The organism is Streptomyces yamdrokensis (genome assembly GCF_053890455.1).
In genome coordinates, this window is sequence record NZ_CM132679.1 from 5,333,647 (window position 1) to 5,349,400 (window position 15,754).

At 71.0% G+C, this 15,754-nt stretch carries 15 protein-coding genes; all 15 read left to right on the forward strand.

Annotated features, from left to right (window positions below):
• Positions 1–384 precede the first annotated feature (384 nt).
• The 15 genes from thrB (at position 385) to ACWZEH_RS24020 (ending at position 15,597) form a co-directional block, all read left to right on the forward strand.
• Positions 385–1,302 (forward strand): homoserine kinase, encoded by a 918-nt coding sequence (gene thrB / locus ACWZEH_RS23950; protein WP_456193162.1) that lies wholly within the window; start codon positions 385–387, stop codon positions 1,300–1,302.
• A gap of 420 nt (positions 1,303–1,722) precedes the next feature.
• Positions 1,723–3,819: a transcription termination factor Rho gene (gene rho / locus ACWZEH_RS23955; RefSeq protein ID WP_456193163.1), complete on the forward strand. Its 2,097-nt coding sequence runs from the start codon at positions 1,723–1,725 to the stop codon at positions 3,817–3,819.
• 152 nt (positions 3,820–3,971) lie between these two features.
• Positions 3,972–5,069, forward strand: coding sequence for an LCP family protein (locus tag ACWZEH_RS23960; protein ID WP_456193164.1), 1,098 nt, complete (start codon positions 3,972–3,974; stop codon positions 5,067–5,069).
• Positions 5,070–5,244: 175 nt separating this feature from the next.
• The gene (gene rpmE / locus ACWZEH_RS23965) at positions 5,245–5,466 is read left to right on the forward strand and encodes a 50S ribosomal protein L31 (RefSeq protein WP_007499053.1); all 222 of its coding nucleotides are present in this window, start codon (positions 5,245–5,247) and stop codon (positions 5,464–5,466) included.
• Between the two features lie 102 nt (positions 5,467–5,568).
• Positions 5,569–6,645: a peptide chain release factor 1 gene (gene prfA, locus ACWZEH_RS23970; RefSeq protein ID WP_456193165.1), complete on the forward strand. Its 1,077-nt coding sequence runs from the start codon at positions 5,569–5,571 to the stop codon at positions 6,643–6,645.
• 74 nt (positions 6,646–6,719) lie between these two features.
• A complete protein-coding gene (prmC, locus tag ACWZEH_RS23975; protein WP_456193166.1) occupies positions 6,720–7,607 on the forward strand; it encodes a peptide chain release factor N(5)-glutamine methyltransferase in 888 nt (295 codons plus the stop codon).
• Between the two features lie 55 nt (positions 7,608–7,662).
• The gene (locus ACWZEH_RS23980; RefSeq protein ID WP_456193167.1) at positions 7,663–8,310 is read left to right on the forward strand and encodes an L-threonylcarbamoyladenylate synthase; all 648 of its coding nucleotides are present in this window, start codon (positions 7,663–7,665) and stop codon (positions 8,308–8,310) included.
• A complete protein-coding gene (locus ACWZEH_RS23985; protein ID WP_456193168.1) occupies positions 8,307–8,984 on the forward strand; it encodes an arsenate reductase/protein-tyrosine-phosphatase family protein in 678 nt (225 codons plus the stop codon). The genes ACWZEH_RS23980 and ACWZEH_RS23985 overlap by 4 nt, the downstream gene beginning before the upstream one ends.
• Before the next feature lie 252 nt (positions 8,985–9,236).
• Complete coding sequence (locus ACWZEH_RS23990) at positions 9,237–10,481, forward strand: serine hydroxymethyltransferase (RefSeq protein ID WP_456193169.1); 1,245 nt, start codon at positions 9,237–9,239, stop codon at positions 10,479–10,481.
• Between the two features lie 194 nt (positions 10,482–10,675).
• Complete coding sequence (locus tag ACWZEH_RS23995) at positions 10,676–12,052, forward strand: MraY family glycosyltransferase (RefSeq protein ID WP_456193170.1); 1,377 nt, start codon at positions 10,676–10,678, stop codon at positions 12,050–12,052.
• 345 nt (positions 12,053–12,397) lie between these two features.
• Positions 12,398–12,847, forward strand: a complete 450-nt coding sequence (locus ACWZEH_RS24000) for a Cg1360 family ATP-synthase-associated protein (RefSeq protein ID WP_456193171.1) — start codon at positions 12,398–12,400, stop codon at positions 12,845–12,847.
• A 210-nt stretch (positions 12,848–13,057) separates the two neighbouring features.
• Positions 13,058–13,894 carry a F0F1 ATP synthase subunit A gene (gene atpB, locus ACWZEH_RS24005; protein WP_456199798.1) on the forward strand — a complete coding sequence of 279 codons (837 nt, stop codon included), beginning with the start codon at positions 13,058–13,060 and terminating at the stop codon, positions 13,892–13,894.
• Positions 13,895–13,964: 70 nt separating this feature from the next.
• Positions 13,965–14,195, forward strand: coding sequence for an ATP synthase F0 subunit C (gene atpE / locus ACWZEH_RS24010; protein ID WP_254378125.1), 231 nt, complete (start codon positions 13,965–13,967; stop codon positions 14,193–14,195).
• Positions 14,196–14,239: 44 nt separating this feature from the next.
• Positions 14,240–14,785, forward strand: a complete 546-nt coding sequence (locus ACWZEH_RS24015; protein WP_456193172.1) for a F0F1 ATP synthase subunit B — start codon at positions 14,240–14,242, stop codon at positions 14,783–14,785.
• Positions 14,782–15,597 carry a F0F1 ATP synthase subunit delta gene (locus ACWZEH_RS24020; protein ID WP_456193173.1) on the forward strand — a complete coding sequence of 272 codons (816 nt, stop codon included), beginning with the start codon at positions 14,782–14,784 and terminating at the stop codon, positions 15,595–15,597. The genes ACWZEH_RS24015 and ACWZEH_RS24020 overlap by 4 nt, the downstream gene beginning before the upstream one ends.
• The last annotated feature ends 157 nt before the right edge of the window (positions 15,598–15,754 follow it).

The following is a 15,754-nucleotide window of genomic DNA, read 5'->3' on the forward strand; positions in this document are numbered from 1 at the left end:
CGCCCCGGACGTTCCGTGCCCGGCGGTGGCAGCATGCGCGGGCAGGACGGGCGTAAGAAGGCGCTTGTCCGGGGAAGTTCCCCATAAGGGGGGCACAGAGGGCTTACGACACGCATCGTGCGCCTCCCATGCGCCCTGTGTCGACACAGAACCTTCCTTCGATAGGCTGTACTCAACCCACCCGCCGCATATGCCGCGGTCCCGCGTCGTCTCCGTGGTCCGGACCACGGCCCGGAGGAGTCCGGAGGGGTTCGGGAAGCGGCCGGCCACCCTGGTCGGCGGCGGTCCCAGGGGTTTTGTACGTCATCGAATGTCATTCGACAGTTCGACAGGCCGGCAGTCTTCGACTGTCACCGTCACCAGCTCAAGGAGAGTCATCGAGCGATGGCCGGTCCCGCGTTCCGCGCCGCCGCCGTCCGGGTGCGCGTCCCCGCCACCAGCGCCAATCTCGGTCCGGGCTTCGACGCCCTCGGCCTCGCGCTGGGCCTCTACGACGACGTGGTCGTCCGGGTGGCCGACGCCGGGCTGCACATCGACATCGCCGGTGAGGGCGGTGAAACCCTTCCCCGCGACGAGAGCCACCTGCTCGTACGCTCCCTGCGCACCGCCTTCGACCTGCTCGGCGGACAGCCGCGCGGCCTGGAGATCGTCTGCGCCAACCGCATTCCGCACGGCCGGGGCCTCGGCTCCTCCTCCGCCGCCATCTGCGCCGGGATCGTCGCAGCCCGCGCCGTGACCATAGGCGCCGAGGCCAGGCTCGACGACACCGCGCTGCTCGAACTCGCCACCGAGATCGAGGGGCACCCCGACAACGTCGCGGCCTGCCTGCTGGGCGGCTTCACCCTTTCCTGGATGGAGAGCGGCGCGGCCCGCGCGATCAGGATGGAGCCCGCCGAGTCCGTCGTGCCGGTGGTGTTCGTACCCGGCAAACCCGTCCTCACCGAGACCGCGCGCGGCCTGCTGCCGCGCACCGTGCCGCATGTCGACGCCGCCGCCAACGCGGGCCGTGCCGCCCTGCTCGTCGAGGCTCTGACCAGGCGTCCCGAACTGCTGCTGCCCGCCACCGAGGACCGTCTGCACCAGGATTACCGCGCTCCCGCCATGCCCGAGAGCGCGGCGCTGGTCGAGCGGCTGCGCGCGGACGGCGTCCCCGCGGTGATCTCCGGCGCGGGCCCCACCGTCATGGCGCTGGCCGACGCGGAAACCGCCGGAAAGGTCGAAGCACTGGCCGGCAACGACTGGGCCGCCAACCGGCTCAGCCTCGATCCGCAGGGAGCGAGCGTGCTTCCGCTCGCCACCTGACACACGGTTGCCGGACAAGGAGAGGGGGAATGTTTGTTGGATCCGGTAGTGTTAACCTCAAGTCTGCACCCGCACTCCACCATGGCGAGGTGCCTCGTGTCCCCGCTCGGGACAGACACTCTTCCGGGAGCCCCCCAAGCCCAACTGTGTTCTCTGCTTCGTACGCGGGCAGTACGTCGTACGCGGACACCGAACGGCCCACCGGTGGGGGTACCCCCTCTGGGGGAGCTCCGGAATCGGTGCGACCACGCCACGTGACACTGGATGCCACGGCTCGGGAAGCGCCATCACCAGATATCTCTTCCGCCGTCCAGGCGGACCACCGCCCCGGCACGGTTCGCACAGCAAGGACCGAAGCCGGACAGCACAACCGGTCGCCGAGCCAGACAGGCCGACGTCCGCTCCAGGGAAGGACCCTTCGTGAGCGACACCACCGATCTGATGGGCGCACGTGTCGAGGAGACCGCTGCCGCGCCCGCCACGGACGCCTCCGCGCCTGCCAGCGGTGCCGGCTCCCGGCGGCGCCGGGGTACCGGCCTCGAAGGCATGGTGCTGGCCGAGCTTCAGCAGGTCGCATCCGGCCTCGGCATCAGGGGCACCGCGCGTATGCGCAAGAGCCAGCTGATCGAGGTCATCAAGGAAGCGCAGGCGTCGGGCGGTTCCGCCGCGCCGAAGAGCGAGGCTCCGGCCGAGGCGGCGGAGACCAAGCCCAAGCGCCGCGCCACCTCCAGGACCCGTACGGGCGACACCGCCCAGAAGAAGTCCGCTGCCGAGGCCCCCGCCGAACAGGCCACCGCCCAGCAGCAGATCGACATTCCCGGCCAGCCCTCCCCGAAGGCCTCCGCCGCGGCCGAGCAGGCTCCGGCCGAGCAGGCCCCCGTCACGCGTCGCCGTCGAGCCACCGCGGACGCGGGCGCTCCGGTCGCCGCGGCCGAGCAGGCTCCCGCCGAGGCGAAGAGCGACGCGAAGGCCGAGGGCCAGGCGCAGTCGCAGCAGTCCCCGTCGCAGGGCGATGCCAAGTCCGACGGCGACGGCGGTGACGGCCGCCGCCGTGACCGCCGCGAACGCGGCCGTGACCGCGGTGACCGTGCTGAGCGCGGCGACCGTGGCGACCGTGCTGAGCGCGGCGACCGTGCTGACCGTGGCGACCGTGCTGAGCGCGGCGACCGCGGTGACCGCCGGGGCAAGGGCGACGACCAGCAGCAGAACCAGGGCGGCCAGGGCCGTCAGCAGAACCAGCAGCAGGGCGGCGGCCGTCAGGACGACGGTTACGACGACGACGGAGGCGGCCGTCGCGGCCGTCGCGGCCGCTACCGCGACCGCCGTGGCCGCCGTGGCCGCGACGAGATGACCTCCGAGCCGCAGCTCACCGAGGACGACGTCCTGATCCCGGTCGCGGGCATCCTCGACATCCTCGACAACTACGCGTTCATCCGGACCTCCGGCTACCTGCCCGGCCCGAACGACGTGTACGTCTCCCTCGCCCAGGTCCGCAAGAACGGCCTGCGCAAGGGCGACCACCTCACCGGCGCGGTGCGCCAGCCGAAGGAGGGCGAGCGGCGCGAGAAGTTCAACGCGCTGGTCCGCCTCGACTCCGTCAACGGCATGGCGCCCGAACACGGCCGCGGCCGACCGGAGTTCAACAAGCTCACCCCGCTCTACCCGCAGGACCGCCTCCGCCTGGAGACCGACCCCGGCGTCCTCACCACGCGGATCATCGACCTCGTGTCGCCGATCGGCAAGGGCCAGCGCGGCCTGATCGTGGCCCCGCCGAAGACCGGCAAGACCATGATCATGCAGGCGGTCGCCAACGCGATCACGCACAACAACCCCGAGTGCCACCTGATGGTCGTCCTCGTCGACGAGCGTCCGGAAGAGGTCACCGACATGCAGCGGTCGGTGAAGGGCGAGGTCATCTCCTCGACCTTCGACCGCCCGGCCGAGGACCACACCACGGTCGCCGAGCTCGCCATCGAGCGCGCCAAGCGTCTGGTGGAGCTGGGTCACGACGTCGTCGTGCTGCTCGACTCGATCACACGTCTGGGCCGTGCGTACAACCTCGCCGCCCCGGCCTCCGGCCGCATCCTGTCCGGTGGTGTCGACTCGACGGCGCTGTACCCGCCGAAGCGCTTCTTCGGTGCGGCCCGCAACATCGAGGACGGCGGCTCGCTGACCATCCTCGCCACCGCCCTGGTGGACACCGGGTCCCGCATGGACGAGGTGATCTTCGAGGAGTTCAAGGGCACCGGCAACATGGAGCTCAAGCTCGACCGGAAGCTCGCCGACAAGCGCATCTTCCCCGCGGTGGACGTCGACGCGTCCGGCACCCGCAAGGAGGAGATCCTGCTCGGCAGCGACGAGCTGGCCGTCACCTGGAAGCTCCGCCGGGTGCTGCACGCGCTCGACTCGCAGCAGGCGATCGAGCTGCTTCTCGACAAGATGAAGCAGACGAAGTCGAACGGCGAGTTCCTGCTGCAGATCCAGAAGACGACGCCGGCGCCCGGCAACGGCGACTGACGTTCGCCGTTCGCCCCGCCCGTCCCACCACAAGGGCCGCTTCCCGGACATCCGGGGCGCGGCCCTCGTGGTTGCGGACGCGTCCGCGGACGTGGTTTTGGGGCCGGTTCCGGTATGGCCGCAGGGGGTACCCGGGCGGACGGGAGCTGCCTATGTCTGCCGAGAGCACGCACCGGACCGACGGCCCCCGGCCCGGGGACCGGGGCCGCGGGTGGCGGCGGGGCACGAGGGCCGTGGCGTGGACCGCGGCCGTCGTCGTCGCCCTCGGCGGCGCCGGCCTCGGATACGTGTACGTCACGCTCGACGGCAACCTCAGGAGCGTCGACATCGACCGGATGCTCGGCGCGGACCGGCCCGAGAAGGCCGACGACGGCTCCGAGAACATCCTCGTCCTCGGCTCCGACACCCGCTCCGGCGGCAACGGGAAACTCGGCGGCGGCACCGACAACGGCACGGCCCGCTCCGACACCGCGATGATCGTGCACGTCCACGAGGGACGGGACGAGGCCTCCGCGGTGTCCGTCCCGCGGGACACCCTCGTCGACCGCCCCGGGTGCACCGGCGCCGAGGGCGACAGGCACCCCGCCGCGGACGGAGTGATGTTCAACTCCGCGTACGCCACGGGCGGGGCCGCCTGCGCCGTCAAGACCGTCGAGTCGATGACCGGTCTGCGCATGGACCACTACCTGGAGGTGGACTTCGGCGGCTTCCGGGAGCTCGTCGACGAGCTGGGCGGGGTCGAGATCACCACCACCGAGGACATCGACGACCCCGACAGCCACCTGCGTCTCGCCGCCGGCACCCACCGGCTCGACGGCGCGCAGGCCCTCGGCCTGGTCCGCACCCGGCACGGCGTGGGCGACGGCTCCGACCTCGGCCGCATCCAGCTCCAGCAGGCCTTCGTCAGGGCCCTGGTCCAGCAGGTGAACGACGTCGGCCTCCTCACCGACCCCGGGAAGCTCCACGACCTCGCCGACACCGCCACCAGGGCCCTCACCACCGACTCCGGCCTGGGCTCGGTGAACTCCCTGATGTCCTTCGCCGGCGGCCTGCGCGACATCGACCCCGCCGGCCTGCGCATGGTGACCATGCCGGTGCGGTACGACCCCGCCGACCCCGACCGCCTCGTGCCCGAGCCGGCGAAGGCACGGCTGGTCTGGGACGCCCTGAGGAACGACGAGCCGGTCCCGCGGGCGGCCACGGACGACACGGCCACCGGTGAGGCCGAGGACGTCGTGGGCGCCCCGTGAGGACCGTGACCGTCGAAGGACCCCCGGAGCCGGCGCCACCGCCCCGGGAACAAATGGCGGCGGCCCCCGGTTTTGGGGGATGGCGCCAGTCCTGGCAGACTGGTACGTCGGCTCCGGTTCACGCTCCCGCATCCCGCGGCTGCGACCCGGCGCCCTCCCGAACCTAGGAGTCACCTTGAAGCGCGACATCCACCCCGCGTACGTCGAGACGCAGGTCAGCTGCACCTGCGGCGCGTCGTTCACCACCCGCAGCACCATCGAGTCCGGCACCGTCCGGGCCGAGGTCTGCTCCGAATGCCACCCGTTCTACACGGGTAAGCAGAAGATCCTCGACACCGGTGGCCGTGTGGCCCGCTTCGAGGCCCGCTTCGGCAAGGCCGCCGGCTCCAAGAAGTAGCGAGCCCCATTTCGCCGGTCCACGGCCGCGCCCCCGCCCGGGGCAGGCCGGGACCGGCGTTTTTGGTCCGCCCCTTCACCCACGTACCAGCAGGAGCCCAAGATGTTCGAGGCCGTCGAGGAACTCGTCGCCGAGCACGCCCACCTGGAGACGAAGCTCGCCGACCCGTCGGTCCACGCCGACCAGGCCAACGCGCGCACGCTGAACAAGCGCTACGCCGAACTCACCCCGATCGTCACCACGTACCGCACCTGGAAGCAGACGGGTGACGACATCGGGACCGCGCGTGAACTGGCCGCGGACGACCCGGACTTCGCCGCCGAGCTGAAGGACCTGGAGAAGCAGCGCGAGGAGCTCACCGAGAAGCTCCGCCTGCTGCTGGTCCCGCGCGACCCCAGCGACGACAAGGACGTCATCCTCGAGGTCAAGGCGGGCGCGGGCGGCGACGAGTCCGCCCTGTTCGCCGGTGACCTGCTGCGCATGTACCTGCGGTACGCGGAGCGCGTGGGCTGGAAGACCGAGATCATCGACGCCACCGAGTCCGAGCTGGGCGGTTACAAGGACGTCCAGGTCGCCGTGAAGGCCCGCGGGGGAGGCGGGGCATCCGAGCCCGGCCGGGGCGTGTGGGCCCGGCTGAAGTACGAGGGCGGTGTGCACCGCGTGCAGCGGGTGCCGGCCACCGAGTCGCAGGGCCGTATCCACACCTCCGCGGCGGGCGTCCTGGTGACACCCGAGGCGGAGGAGGTCGACGTCGAGATCAACCCGAACGACCTGCGGATCGACGTCTACCGCTCCTCGGGACCCGGCGGGCAGTCCGTCAACACCACCGACTCCGCCGTGCGCATCACGCACCTGCCGACCGGAGTCGTCGCCTCCTGCCAGAACGAGAAGAGCCAGCTGCAGAACAAGGAGCAGGCGATGCGTATCCTGCGCTCCAGGCTGCTCGCGGCGGCGCAGGAGGAGGCGGAGAAGGAGGCCGCGGACGCCCGGCGCAGCCAGGTCCGCACCGTCGACCGCTCCGAGAAGATCCGCACCTACAACTACCCGGAGAACCGCATCTCGGACCACCGCGTCGGGTTCAAGGCGTACAACCTGGACCAGGTCCTGGACGGCGATCTGGACGCGATGATCCAGGCCTGTGTCGACGCCGACTCGGCCGCCAAGCTCGCCGCGGCATGAGGCCGGCCCACCGGGCCTGAGTACCGGGCCCGGCACCGGGCCGCCGCACCGGCCGTAACAAGAACTTCCGGAGGATGAGCGTGCAGCAACATAGTGGGGGGCGACCCCCAAGCCCCCGCAGCGTGCTGCTCGCGGAGGTGGCCCAGGCGACCCAGCGGCTCGCCGACGCAGGCGTGCCCTCGCCGCGCACCGACGCGGAGGAGCTCGCCGCGTTCGTGCACGGCGTCAAACGCGGCGCACTGCACACCGTCAAGGACGCCGACTTCGACGCCCGCTACTGGGAGGTCGTCGCCCGCCGCGAGGCGCGCGAACCGCTCCAGCACATCACCGGGCACGCCTACTTCCGCTACCTCGAACTCCAGGTGGGGCCCGGGGTGTTCGTGCCGCGCCCGGAGACCGAGTCGGTCGTCGGCTGGGCCATAGACGCGGTACGGGCCATGGACGTCGTCGAGCCGTGCATCGTCGACCTGTGCACCGGCTCGGGCGCCATCGCGCTCGCCCTCGCCCAGGAGGTGCCGCGCTCCCGCGTGTACGCCGTGGAGCTGTCCGAGGACGCCCTCGTGTGGACCCGCAAGAACATGGAGGGCTCGCGCGTCGAGCTGCGCCAGGGAAACGCCCTGACGGCCTTCCCGGACCTCGACGGCCAGGTCGACCTCGTGGTCTCCAACCCGCCGTACATCCCGCTCACCGAATGGGAGTACGTCGCCCCCGAGGCGCGTGACCACGACCCCGGTCTGGCGTTGTTCTCCGGCGAGGACGGCCTCGACCTCATCCGCGGTCTGGAACGTACCGCGTACCGCCTGCTGCGCCCCGGCGGAGTGGTCGTCGTCGAGCACGCCGACACCCAGGGCGGCCAGGTCCCGTGGATCTTCGCCGAGGACCGCGGCTGGACCGACGCCGCCGACCACCCCGACCTGAACAACCGGCCCCGGTTCGCCACCGCCCGCAAGGCGCTGCCGTGACCGTCCGCCAGACTTCGACCACCCCCAGCCGCATGTGCACGAGGAGGCCCGCCAGATGGCTCGGCGATACGACACCAACGACGCGACCGACCGCGCGACCGGTCTGCGTGAAGCCGCGTCCGCAGTCCGTCGTGGCGAGCTCGTGGTGCTGCCGACGGACACCGTCTACGGCATCGGCGCCGACGCGTTCACCGGCGAGGCCGTCGCCGACCTCCTGGAGGCCAAGGGGCGCGGCCGCAACATGCCCACGCCCGTCCTCATCGGCTCCCCGAACACCCTGCACGGCCTGGTCACGGACTTCTCCGAGCTGGCCTGGGAACTGGTCGACGCGTTCTGGCCGGGCGCGCTGACCCTGGTCGCCCGGCACCAGCCGTCCCTCCAGTGGGACCTCGGTGACACCCGCGGCACGGTCGCCGTCCGCATGCCGCTGCACCCGGTCGCCATCGAGCTGCTCACCGAGGTCGGCCCGATGGCCGTCTCCTCGGCCAACCTGACGGGGCACCCCGCGCCGGAGAACTGCGACGCGGCCCAGGAGATGCTCGGCGACTCCGTCTCCGTCTACCTCGACGGCGGGCCCACCCCGGGCATCGTCCCCTCGTCGATCGTCGACGTCACGCGCCCCGTGCCCGTGCTGCTGCGCGAAGGCGCCATCTCGCCGGAGGAGCTGCGCAAAGTGGTACCCGACCTCGAGGTGGCGAATTGACGGCCCCCGAGTCGGGGCGTGGCATAGGCAACCGGGAACGCAGCGCGGAGGAGACGACCACCTTCGGGTTTCCGCGCGACACCTTCCGCATCCTCCACGTCAGCACCGGAAACGTCTGCCGCTCGCCCATCACCGAGCGGCTGACCCGGCATTTCGTGAGCCAGCGGCTGGGCATCCTGGGCGGCGGGCTGATCGTGGAGAGCGCGGGCACCTGGGGTCACGAGGGCGCGCCGATGGAGTCCCACGCGGAGACCGTGCTGGCCGACTTCGGCGCGGACGCCTCCGGCTTCACCGGCCGTGAACTGCTGGACGACCACGTGATCCGCGCCGACCTGGTGCTGACCGCCACCCGCGACCACCGCGCCCAGGTCATCTCCATGGGCCACTCGGCGGGCCTGCGCACCTTCACGCTGAAGGAGTTCACCCGCCTGGTGAACGCGATCGACCCGGCGACCCTGCCCCCACTGGACGAGGGCCTGGTCATGCGCGCCCGCGCCCTGGTCCGCGCCGCCGCCGCGCTGCGCGGGTGGCTGCTGGCCCCGACCGCCGAGGCTGACGAGGTCTACGACCCCTACGGCGGGCCCCTGCCGTTCTTCCGCTCCATCGGCGACGAGATACACCAGGCCCTGGACCCGGTCGTCACCGCCCTCACCGGCGTCCCGACCCGGGCCTGACCGCTCCGCCCGGGCCCGTCCGACCGCCGGCGCGGGCCGTCCGGGCGTCTGCTCCGGCCGCCGACGTGCCCCGTACGAGCCGCCGGGGGCGCGCCCCCGGCGTCCCGGGCGTGAGCGGGTCGTGAGCGGGGGAGCGAGGACGCTGTCCCCCGGTGGCGTGCCCGGGGGTTCCCGGGGGCACGGCAGCCGAGCGGGGCGGGGGTGGCGGGCCTACATTGGTCGTACGTCAGTTTCGACGTCCGGGAGCGCACCATGACGGTCACCCACGCCCTCGGGGGCGGGTTCGGGGTGCTGCGCCGGCAGGACCCCGAAGTCGCGGGGATCCTGTACGCCGAGCGCGAGCGGCAGGCGACCACCCTCCAGCTGATCGCCGCCGAGAACTTCGCCTCGCCCGCCGTGCTGGCCGCCCTCGGCTCACCGCTCGCCAACAAGTACGCCGAGGGATACCCGGGCGCCCGCCACCACGGCGGCTGCGAGATCGCCGACGTCGCCGAACGCCTCGCCGTCGAGCGGGCCAAGGCACTCTTCGGCGCCGACCACGCCAACGTCCAGGCCCACTCCGGATCGTCGGCCGTGCTGGCCGCCTACGCCGCCCTGCTGCGCCCCGGGGACACCGTCCTCGCCCTCGGCCTGGCCCACGGCGGCCACCTCACCCACGGCTCGCCCGCGAACTTCTCCGGCCGCTGGTTCGACTTCGTCGGCTACGGCGTGGACGCCGAGACCGGCCTGATCGACCACGCCCAGGTCCGCACCCTGGCCCGCACCCATCGGCCCAAGGCGATCGTCTGCGGCTCCATCGCCTACCCCCGCCACGTCGACCACGCCTTCTTCCGCGAGGTCGCCGACGAGGTGGGCGCCTACCTGATCGCCGACGCCGCGCACCCCATCGGGCTCGTCGCCGGGGGAGCGGCGCCCAGTCCGGTCCCGTACGCGGACATCGTCTGCGCGACCACGCACAAGGTGCTGCGCGGGCCGCGCGGCGGCATGATCCTCTGCGGCGCGGAGCTGGCCGAACGGGTCGACCGCGCGGTCTTCCCCTTCACCCAGGGCGGGGCCCAGATGCACACCGTCGCCGCCAAGGCGGTCGCCTTCGGGGAGGCGGCGACCCCGGCCTTCGCCGCGTACACCCACCGGGTCGTCGCCAACGCGCGGGCCCTCGCCCGGGGTCTGGCCGACGAGGGGCTGATCGTCACCACCGGCGGCACGGACACCCACCTGATCACCGCCGACCCGGCCCCGCTCGGCGTCGACGGGCGCGGGGCCCGCGGCCGGCTCGCGGCGGCCGGAATCGTCCTGGACTGCTGTGCCCTGCCGCACGCCGACGTCCGCGGGCTGCGCCTGGGCACCGCGGCGGTGACCACGCAGGGCATGGGGGAGCGGGAGATGGCGCTGATCGCAGGGCTGCTGGCGAGCGTCCTGCGCGGTGGCACCGAGCCGGCGCGGGCCCGCGCGGACGTACACGAACTGACCGCCGCCTTTCCGCCACATCCCGGCTGAGATGTGTCACCGGGCCGGGCACGCGCACCCGTACAGGCGCCGATACGGGTGCGGCGAACCCGGGTGCGGGGCCGTGCGCACCGCTGTGCACGGACAGACGTGCAACCATCGTCGCTACCCGGAAGTCCTCACCCGTATGCGTGCCTCGCTAGGGTGTGAGGCTGTGATGGCCAGCGAGACCTGTGGGGAAGCCCGTGCGTGAATACCTGCTGACGCTCTGCATCACGGCCGCGGTGACGTATCTGCTGACAGGGCCGGTACGGAAGTTCGCGATCGTGGCGGGAGCGATGCCGGAGATCCGGGCACGCGACGTGCACCGGGAGCCCACCCCCCGGCTCGGCGGGATCGCCATGTTCTTCGGACTGTGCGCGGGCCTGCTGGTCGCCGACCATCTCACCAACCTCAGCCAGCTCTTCGAGGAGTCCAACGAACCACGGGCACTGCTCTCCGGAGCGGCGCTGATCTGGCTGATCGGTGTGCTGGACGACAAGTTCGAGATCGACGCCCTGATCAAGCTGGGCGGGCAGATGATCGCCGCCGGCGTGATGGTCATGCAGGGTCTGACGATCCTGTGGCTGCCCATCCCCGGTGTCGGCTCGGTCGCGCTCACCCAGTGGCAGGGCACCCTGCTCACCGTCGCCCTGGTCGTCATCACCATCAACGCGGTCAACTTCGTCGACGGCCTGGACGGCCTCGCGGCCGGCATGGTGTGCATCGCGGGGGCGGCGTTCTTCCTGTACGCGTACCGCATCTGGTACTCGTACGGCATCGAGGCGGCCGCCCCGGCGACGCTGTTCGCGGCGATCCTGATGGGCATGTGCCTGGGCTTCCTGCCGCACAACATGCATCCCGCGCGGATCTTCATGGGCGACTCCGGCTCCATGCTGATCGGTCTGGTCCTCGCCGCCGGTGCGATCTCCATCACAGGCCAGGTCGACCCCGACGCCCTGAACCTGTACGCGGGAGGGGAGAAGGAGGCCGTGCACCAGACGGTGCCGGTCTACATCCCGCTGCTGCTGCCGCTGACGATCATCGCGGTGCCGGCCGCCGACCTGATCCTGGCCATCGTGCGCCGCACCTGGCGCGGCCAGTCCCCGTTCGCGGCGGACCGGGGCCACCTGCACCACCGCCTGCTGGAGATCGGCCACTCGCACAGCAGGGCGGTGCTGATCATGTACTTCTGGTCGGCGCTGATCGCCTTCGGCGCGCTCGCCTACTCGGTCAACTCGGCATCCATGTGGATCGTGCTCAGCGTGGTCATCCTGAGCGCCCTCGGTCTGCTGCTGCTCCTGCTGCCCCGGTTCACCCCGCGCGCGCCCATGTGGGCCCAGCACGTCGTCCCGCCGCGCTACCGCCGTCGCCGGTCCCGGGCGGCCGCGCCCGCCCCGCAGGGGGCGGGGGAGAGGGCCCCGGGCGCCCCGGCGGGCACGGAGCCGGACGAGGACGACCAGGCCGCCGCAGCCGACCACCGTGCCCCGGTGACCGCCGGTGTCCTGGGGGGCAACGGCGCGACCGCCCTGGGCCACCACGCGCACCCGGGCGACCGGGGGGAGGCCGCGCGTTCCCGCTGAGGCGGCATGGCACACATCACGGTCAAGGTAAGAATCCGACTAGAGCATTGCCAAGTCGTGGGGCGGTGATGGGGGACTCTTGGGGGGATGAAGCCCCCCAATATCAGGCAAGACGACCCCTCGCACCTCCAGGAGCGCAGGCTCACCCGCACGTGTGACCTCTCGTACGGCCATTAGGTAAAGACTGCATCAAATAGTTTGTGATACCGTTCACGAGTCTCGCCGGGGAGAGCCGGAGAACCGCAGTACGACGGTTCGCCGACGGAGGGAAATCGCACTCCGTCCGCGGGACTACGCTCGTCCCTGACGACATCCCTTGCCCCCTGCTCAAAGCGGAGTTCCGCCATGCCGTCCAACGACGTCCGGATCCTGATTCAGGCTGCCGTACCCACCGCCGCCGTCGGTGCCGTCGCGGTCGCGGTCGGTGCTGCCGTCGAAGGCGGCCAGGGAGCGATCGGAGCGGTCATCGGAGCGGCGCTCGTGATCCTGCTCATGGGGACGGGGCTGTACGTCCTCCAGTGGATCGCCAGGTCGATCCCGCACCTGTTCCAGGCCATGGGCATGATGATGTACCTGACGCAGATCCTGCTGATCTTCGTCTTCATCGCGCTCTTCAAGGACACGACGCTCTTCCACCCCCAGGCCTTCGCGCTCTCCCTGCTCGTCTCCACCCTCACCTGGGTCGCGGCGCAGGCGCGCGCCACCATGAAGGCCAAGACCTATTACGTGGACCCCGAACCGGCGGCGGCCGGCAACACGGCCGAGGTGAAGGAAGCTTCGGGGCGCCGGCCGTGAGACGTAGGGCCGGGATAAGGGCGCATGACAGACCCTGCTATGGTCCGGTGCCAACTGCGGCATCGCGGGCGCGGGCATCCATGCTGACGCCTGACACATCGCGAGGCGAGATGCCCCACAGCCGCCCTCACATCCGTAACACCAGTCCCGTGCCGATCCGCGGCTCCGTGCCGCGCCGACACCACGAGGTTGCCGAATCAATGCGCCACGCTGAAGGAGCCCGCGGTGAGTGCTGACCCGACACAGGTGCTCGCCTTCGAGACCGACTGCCACATCTTCGACGGCTGTGGCTTCCCGTCTCCCGGGCTGCACTCGTTCCTGTACGAGCCCATGTGGGGCGACGGCGACAGCAACCTGTACTTCAACAAGCCCATGCTGCTGGCGCTGGTCGGCTCGATCATCATCGTCGGCTTCTTCTGGGCTGCTTTCCGCAGGCCCAAGGTCGTTCCCGGCAAGCTCCAGATGGTCGGCGAGGCCGGCTACGACTTCGTCCGCCGCAACGTCGTCTACGAGACGCTGGGCAAGCGCGAGGGCGAGAAGTACGTACCGCTCGTCGTCTCACTGTTCTTCTTCGTCTGGATGATGAACCTCTGGTCGATCGTTCCGCTCGCCCAGTTCCCGGTGACGTCGATCATCGCGTACCCGCTGGCGCTGGCGCTGATCGTCTACGCCGTGTGGGTCTCGCTGACCTTCAAGCGGCACGGTTTCGTCGGCGCCCTGAAGAACTTCACCGGCTACGACAAGTCGCTCGGTGCCGCGCTGCCGGTCGTCATGCTGATCGAGGCCTTCTCGAACCTGCTCGTGCGGCCCTTCACCCACGCCGTGCGACTCTTCGCGAACATGTTCGCGGGCCACATCCTGCTGGTGCTGTTCACCATCGCCAGCTGGTACCTGCTGAACGGCATCGGGATCGCCTACGCCAGCGTCTCCTTCGTGATGGTCCTGGTGATGACCGGCTTCGAGCTGTTCATCCAGGCCCTGCAGGCGTACGTCTTCGTCCTGCTGACCTGTACCTACATCCAGGGCGCGCTCGCCGAGCAGCACTGAGCGTCCCGCACCACCCTCATTCGTCCGGTGGCCCACCCCCACCGGCCCGTGAAGAAAAGGAAGAACCGGAATGTCCCAGACCCTGGCCGCCGTCAGCGGCTCGATCGCTTCCATCGGTTACGGCATCGCCGCCTTCGGTCCCGGCATCGGCGTCGGCATCATCTTCGGCAAGGGCACCGAGGCCCTCGCCCGTCAGCCCGAGGCCGCCGGTCTCATCCGCTCCAACCAGATCCTCGGCTTCGCCTTCTGTGAGGCGCTCGCCCTCATCGGCCTGGTCATGCCGTTCGTCTACGGCACGTGATCAGCTGATCCGCGACCGTTTCACCAGACGAAAGGCACTCTGATATGAGCCAACTGCTTCATATCGCGGCCGAGGAGGCGCAGAACCCCCTCGTTCCGCCGATTCCCGAGCTCGTCATCGGCCTGCTCGCCTTCGTCATCGTCTTCGGTTTCCTCGCCAAGATGCTCCTCCCGAACATCAACAAGGTTCTGGAGGAGCGCCGCGAGTCCATCGAGGGCGGTATCGAGAAGGCCGAGGCCGCTCAGACCGAGGCCCAGAGCGTCCTTGAGCAGTACAAGGCTCAGCTCGCCGAAGCCCGGCACGAGGCCGCGCGCCTGCGCCAGGAGGCGCAGGAGCAGGGCGCCACGCTCATCGCCGAGATGCGCGCGGAAGGCCAGCGGCAGCGCGAGGAGATCATCGCCGCCGGTCACTCGCAGATCGCGGCCGACCGCAAGGCCGCCGCGTCCGTGCTGCGCCAGGACGTGGGCAAGCTCGCCACCGACCTGGCCGGCAAGCTCGTCGGCGAGTCCCTCGAGGACCACGCCCGGCAGAGCCGTGTGATCGACCGGTTCCTCGACGACCTCGACCAGAAGGCCGAGGCCGCACGATGAACGGAGCGAGCCGCGAGGCCCTGGCAGCCGCACGTGAGCGTCTCGACGCGCTGACGGACTCCACGTCCGTGGACGCCGGCTCGCTCGCCGAAGAGCTGGCCGCCGTCACCGCGCTCCTCCACCGCGAGGTGTCGCTGCGCCGGGTCCTCACCGACCCGGCGCAGGACGGCGAGACCAAGGCGGACCTGGTCCGGCGCCTGCTCGGATCCCAGGTCAGCGGCACTGCCGCCGACCTGGTCTCCGGCATGGTGCGCTCCCGCTGGTCGCAGCCCCGCGACCTGGTGGACGCGCTGGAGGAGCTGGCCGACCTCGCCGACCTCACCGCCGCGCAGCAGGCCGGCACGCTCGACGACGTCGAGGACGAGCTGTTCCGGTTCGGCCGGATCCTCTCCGCGAACAACGACCTGCGCGCCGCGCTGACCGACCGCAAGGCCACCGCCCCGGCCAAGAGCGAGCTGCTGAGCAGCCTGCTCGGACGCAGGGCGAACGCGGCCACCGCACGTCTGGTGACGCGTCTGGTCTCCGCGCCGCGTGGACGTAGCCTGGAAGCGGGACTCCAGTCCCTGTCCAAGCTCGCCGCCGACCGTCGCAACCGCATGGTGGCCGTCGTCACCTCGGCGGTGCCGCTGAGCGACCCGCAGAAGCAGCGCCTCGGCGCCGCCCTCGCGAAGCTCTACGGCCGCACCATGCACCTGAACCTCGACGTCGACCCCGCGGTCGTCGGCGGGATGCGGGTACAGGTCGGCGACGAGATCATCAACGGCTCCCTCGCGGACCGGCTGGAGGACGCGAGCCGCCGGCTGGCGGGCTAGCGCCGACGCGGCCCCCGCGCACCACGCGGCGGACGCGGCAACTGAACACGTAGTACGTACCTACGGCCCTGGTTGGGCCGTGCAGAGGATTCACCTCTTTCCGGGGGGAGTCCCCGACTCGTGGAATACCCCCAAAGTGAAACTTCGGGCCCAACAA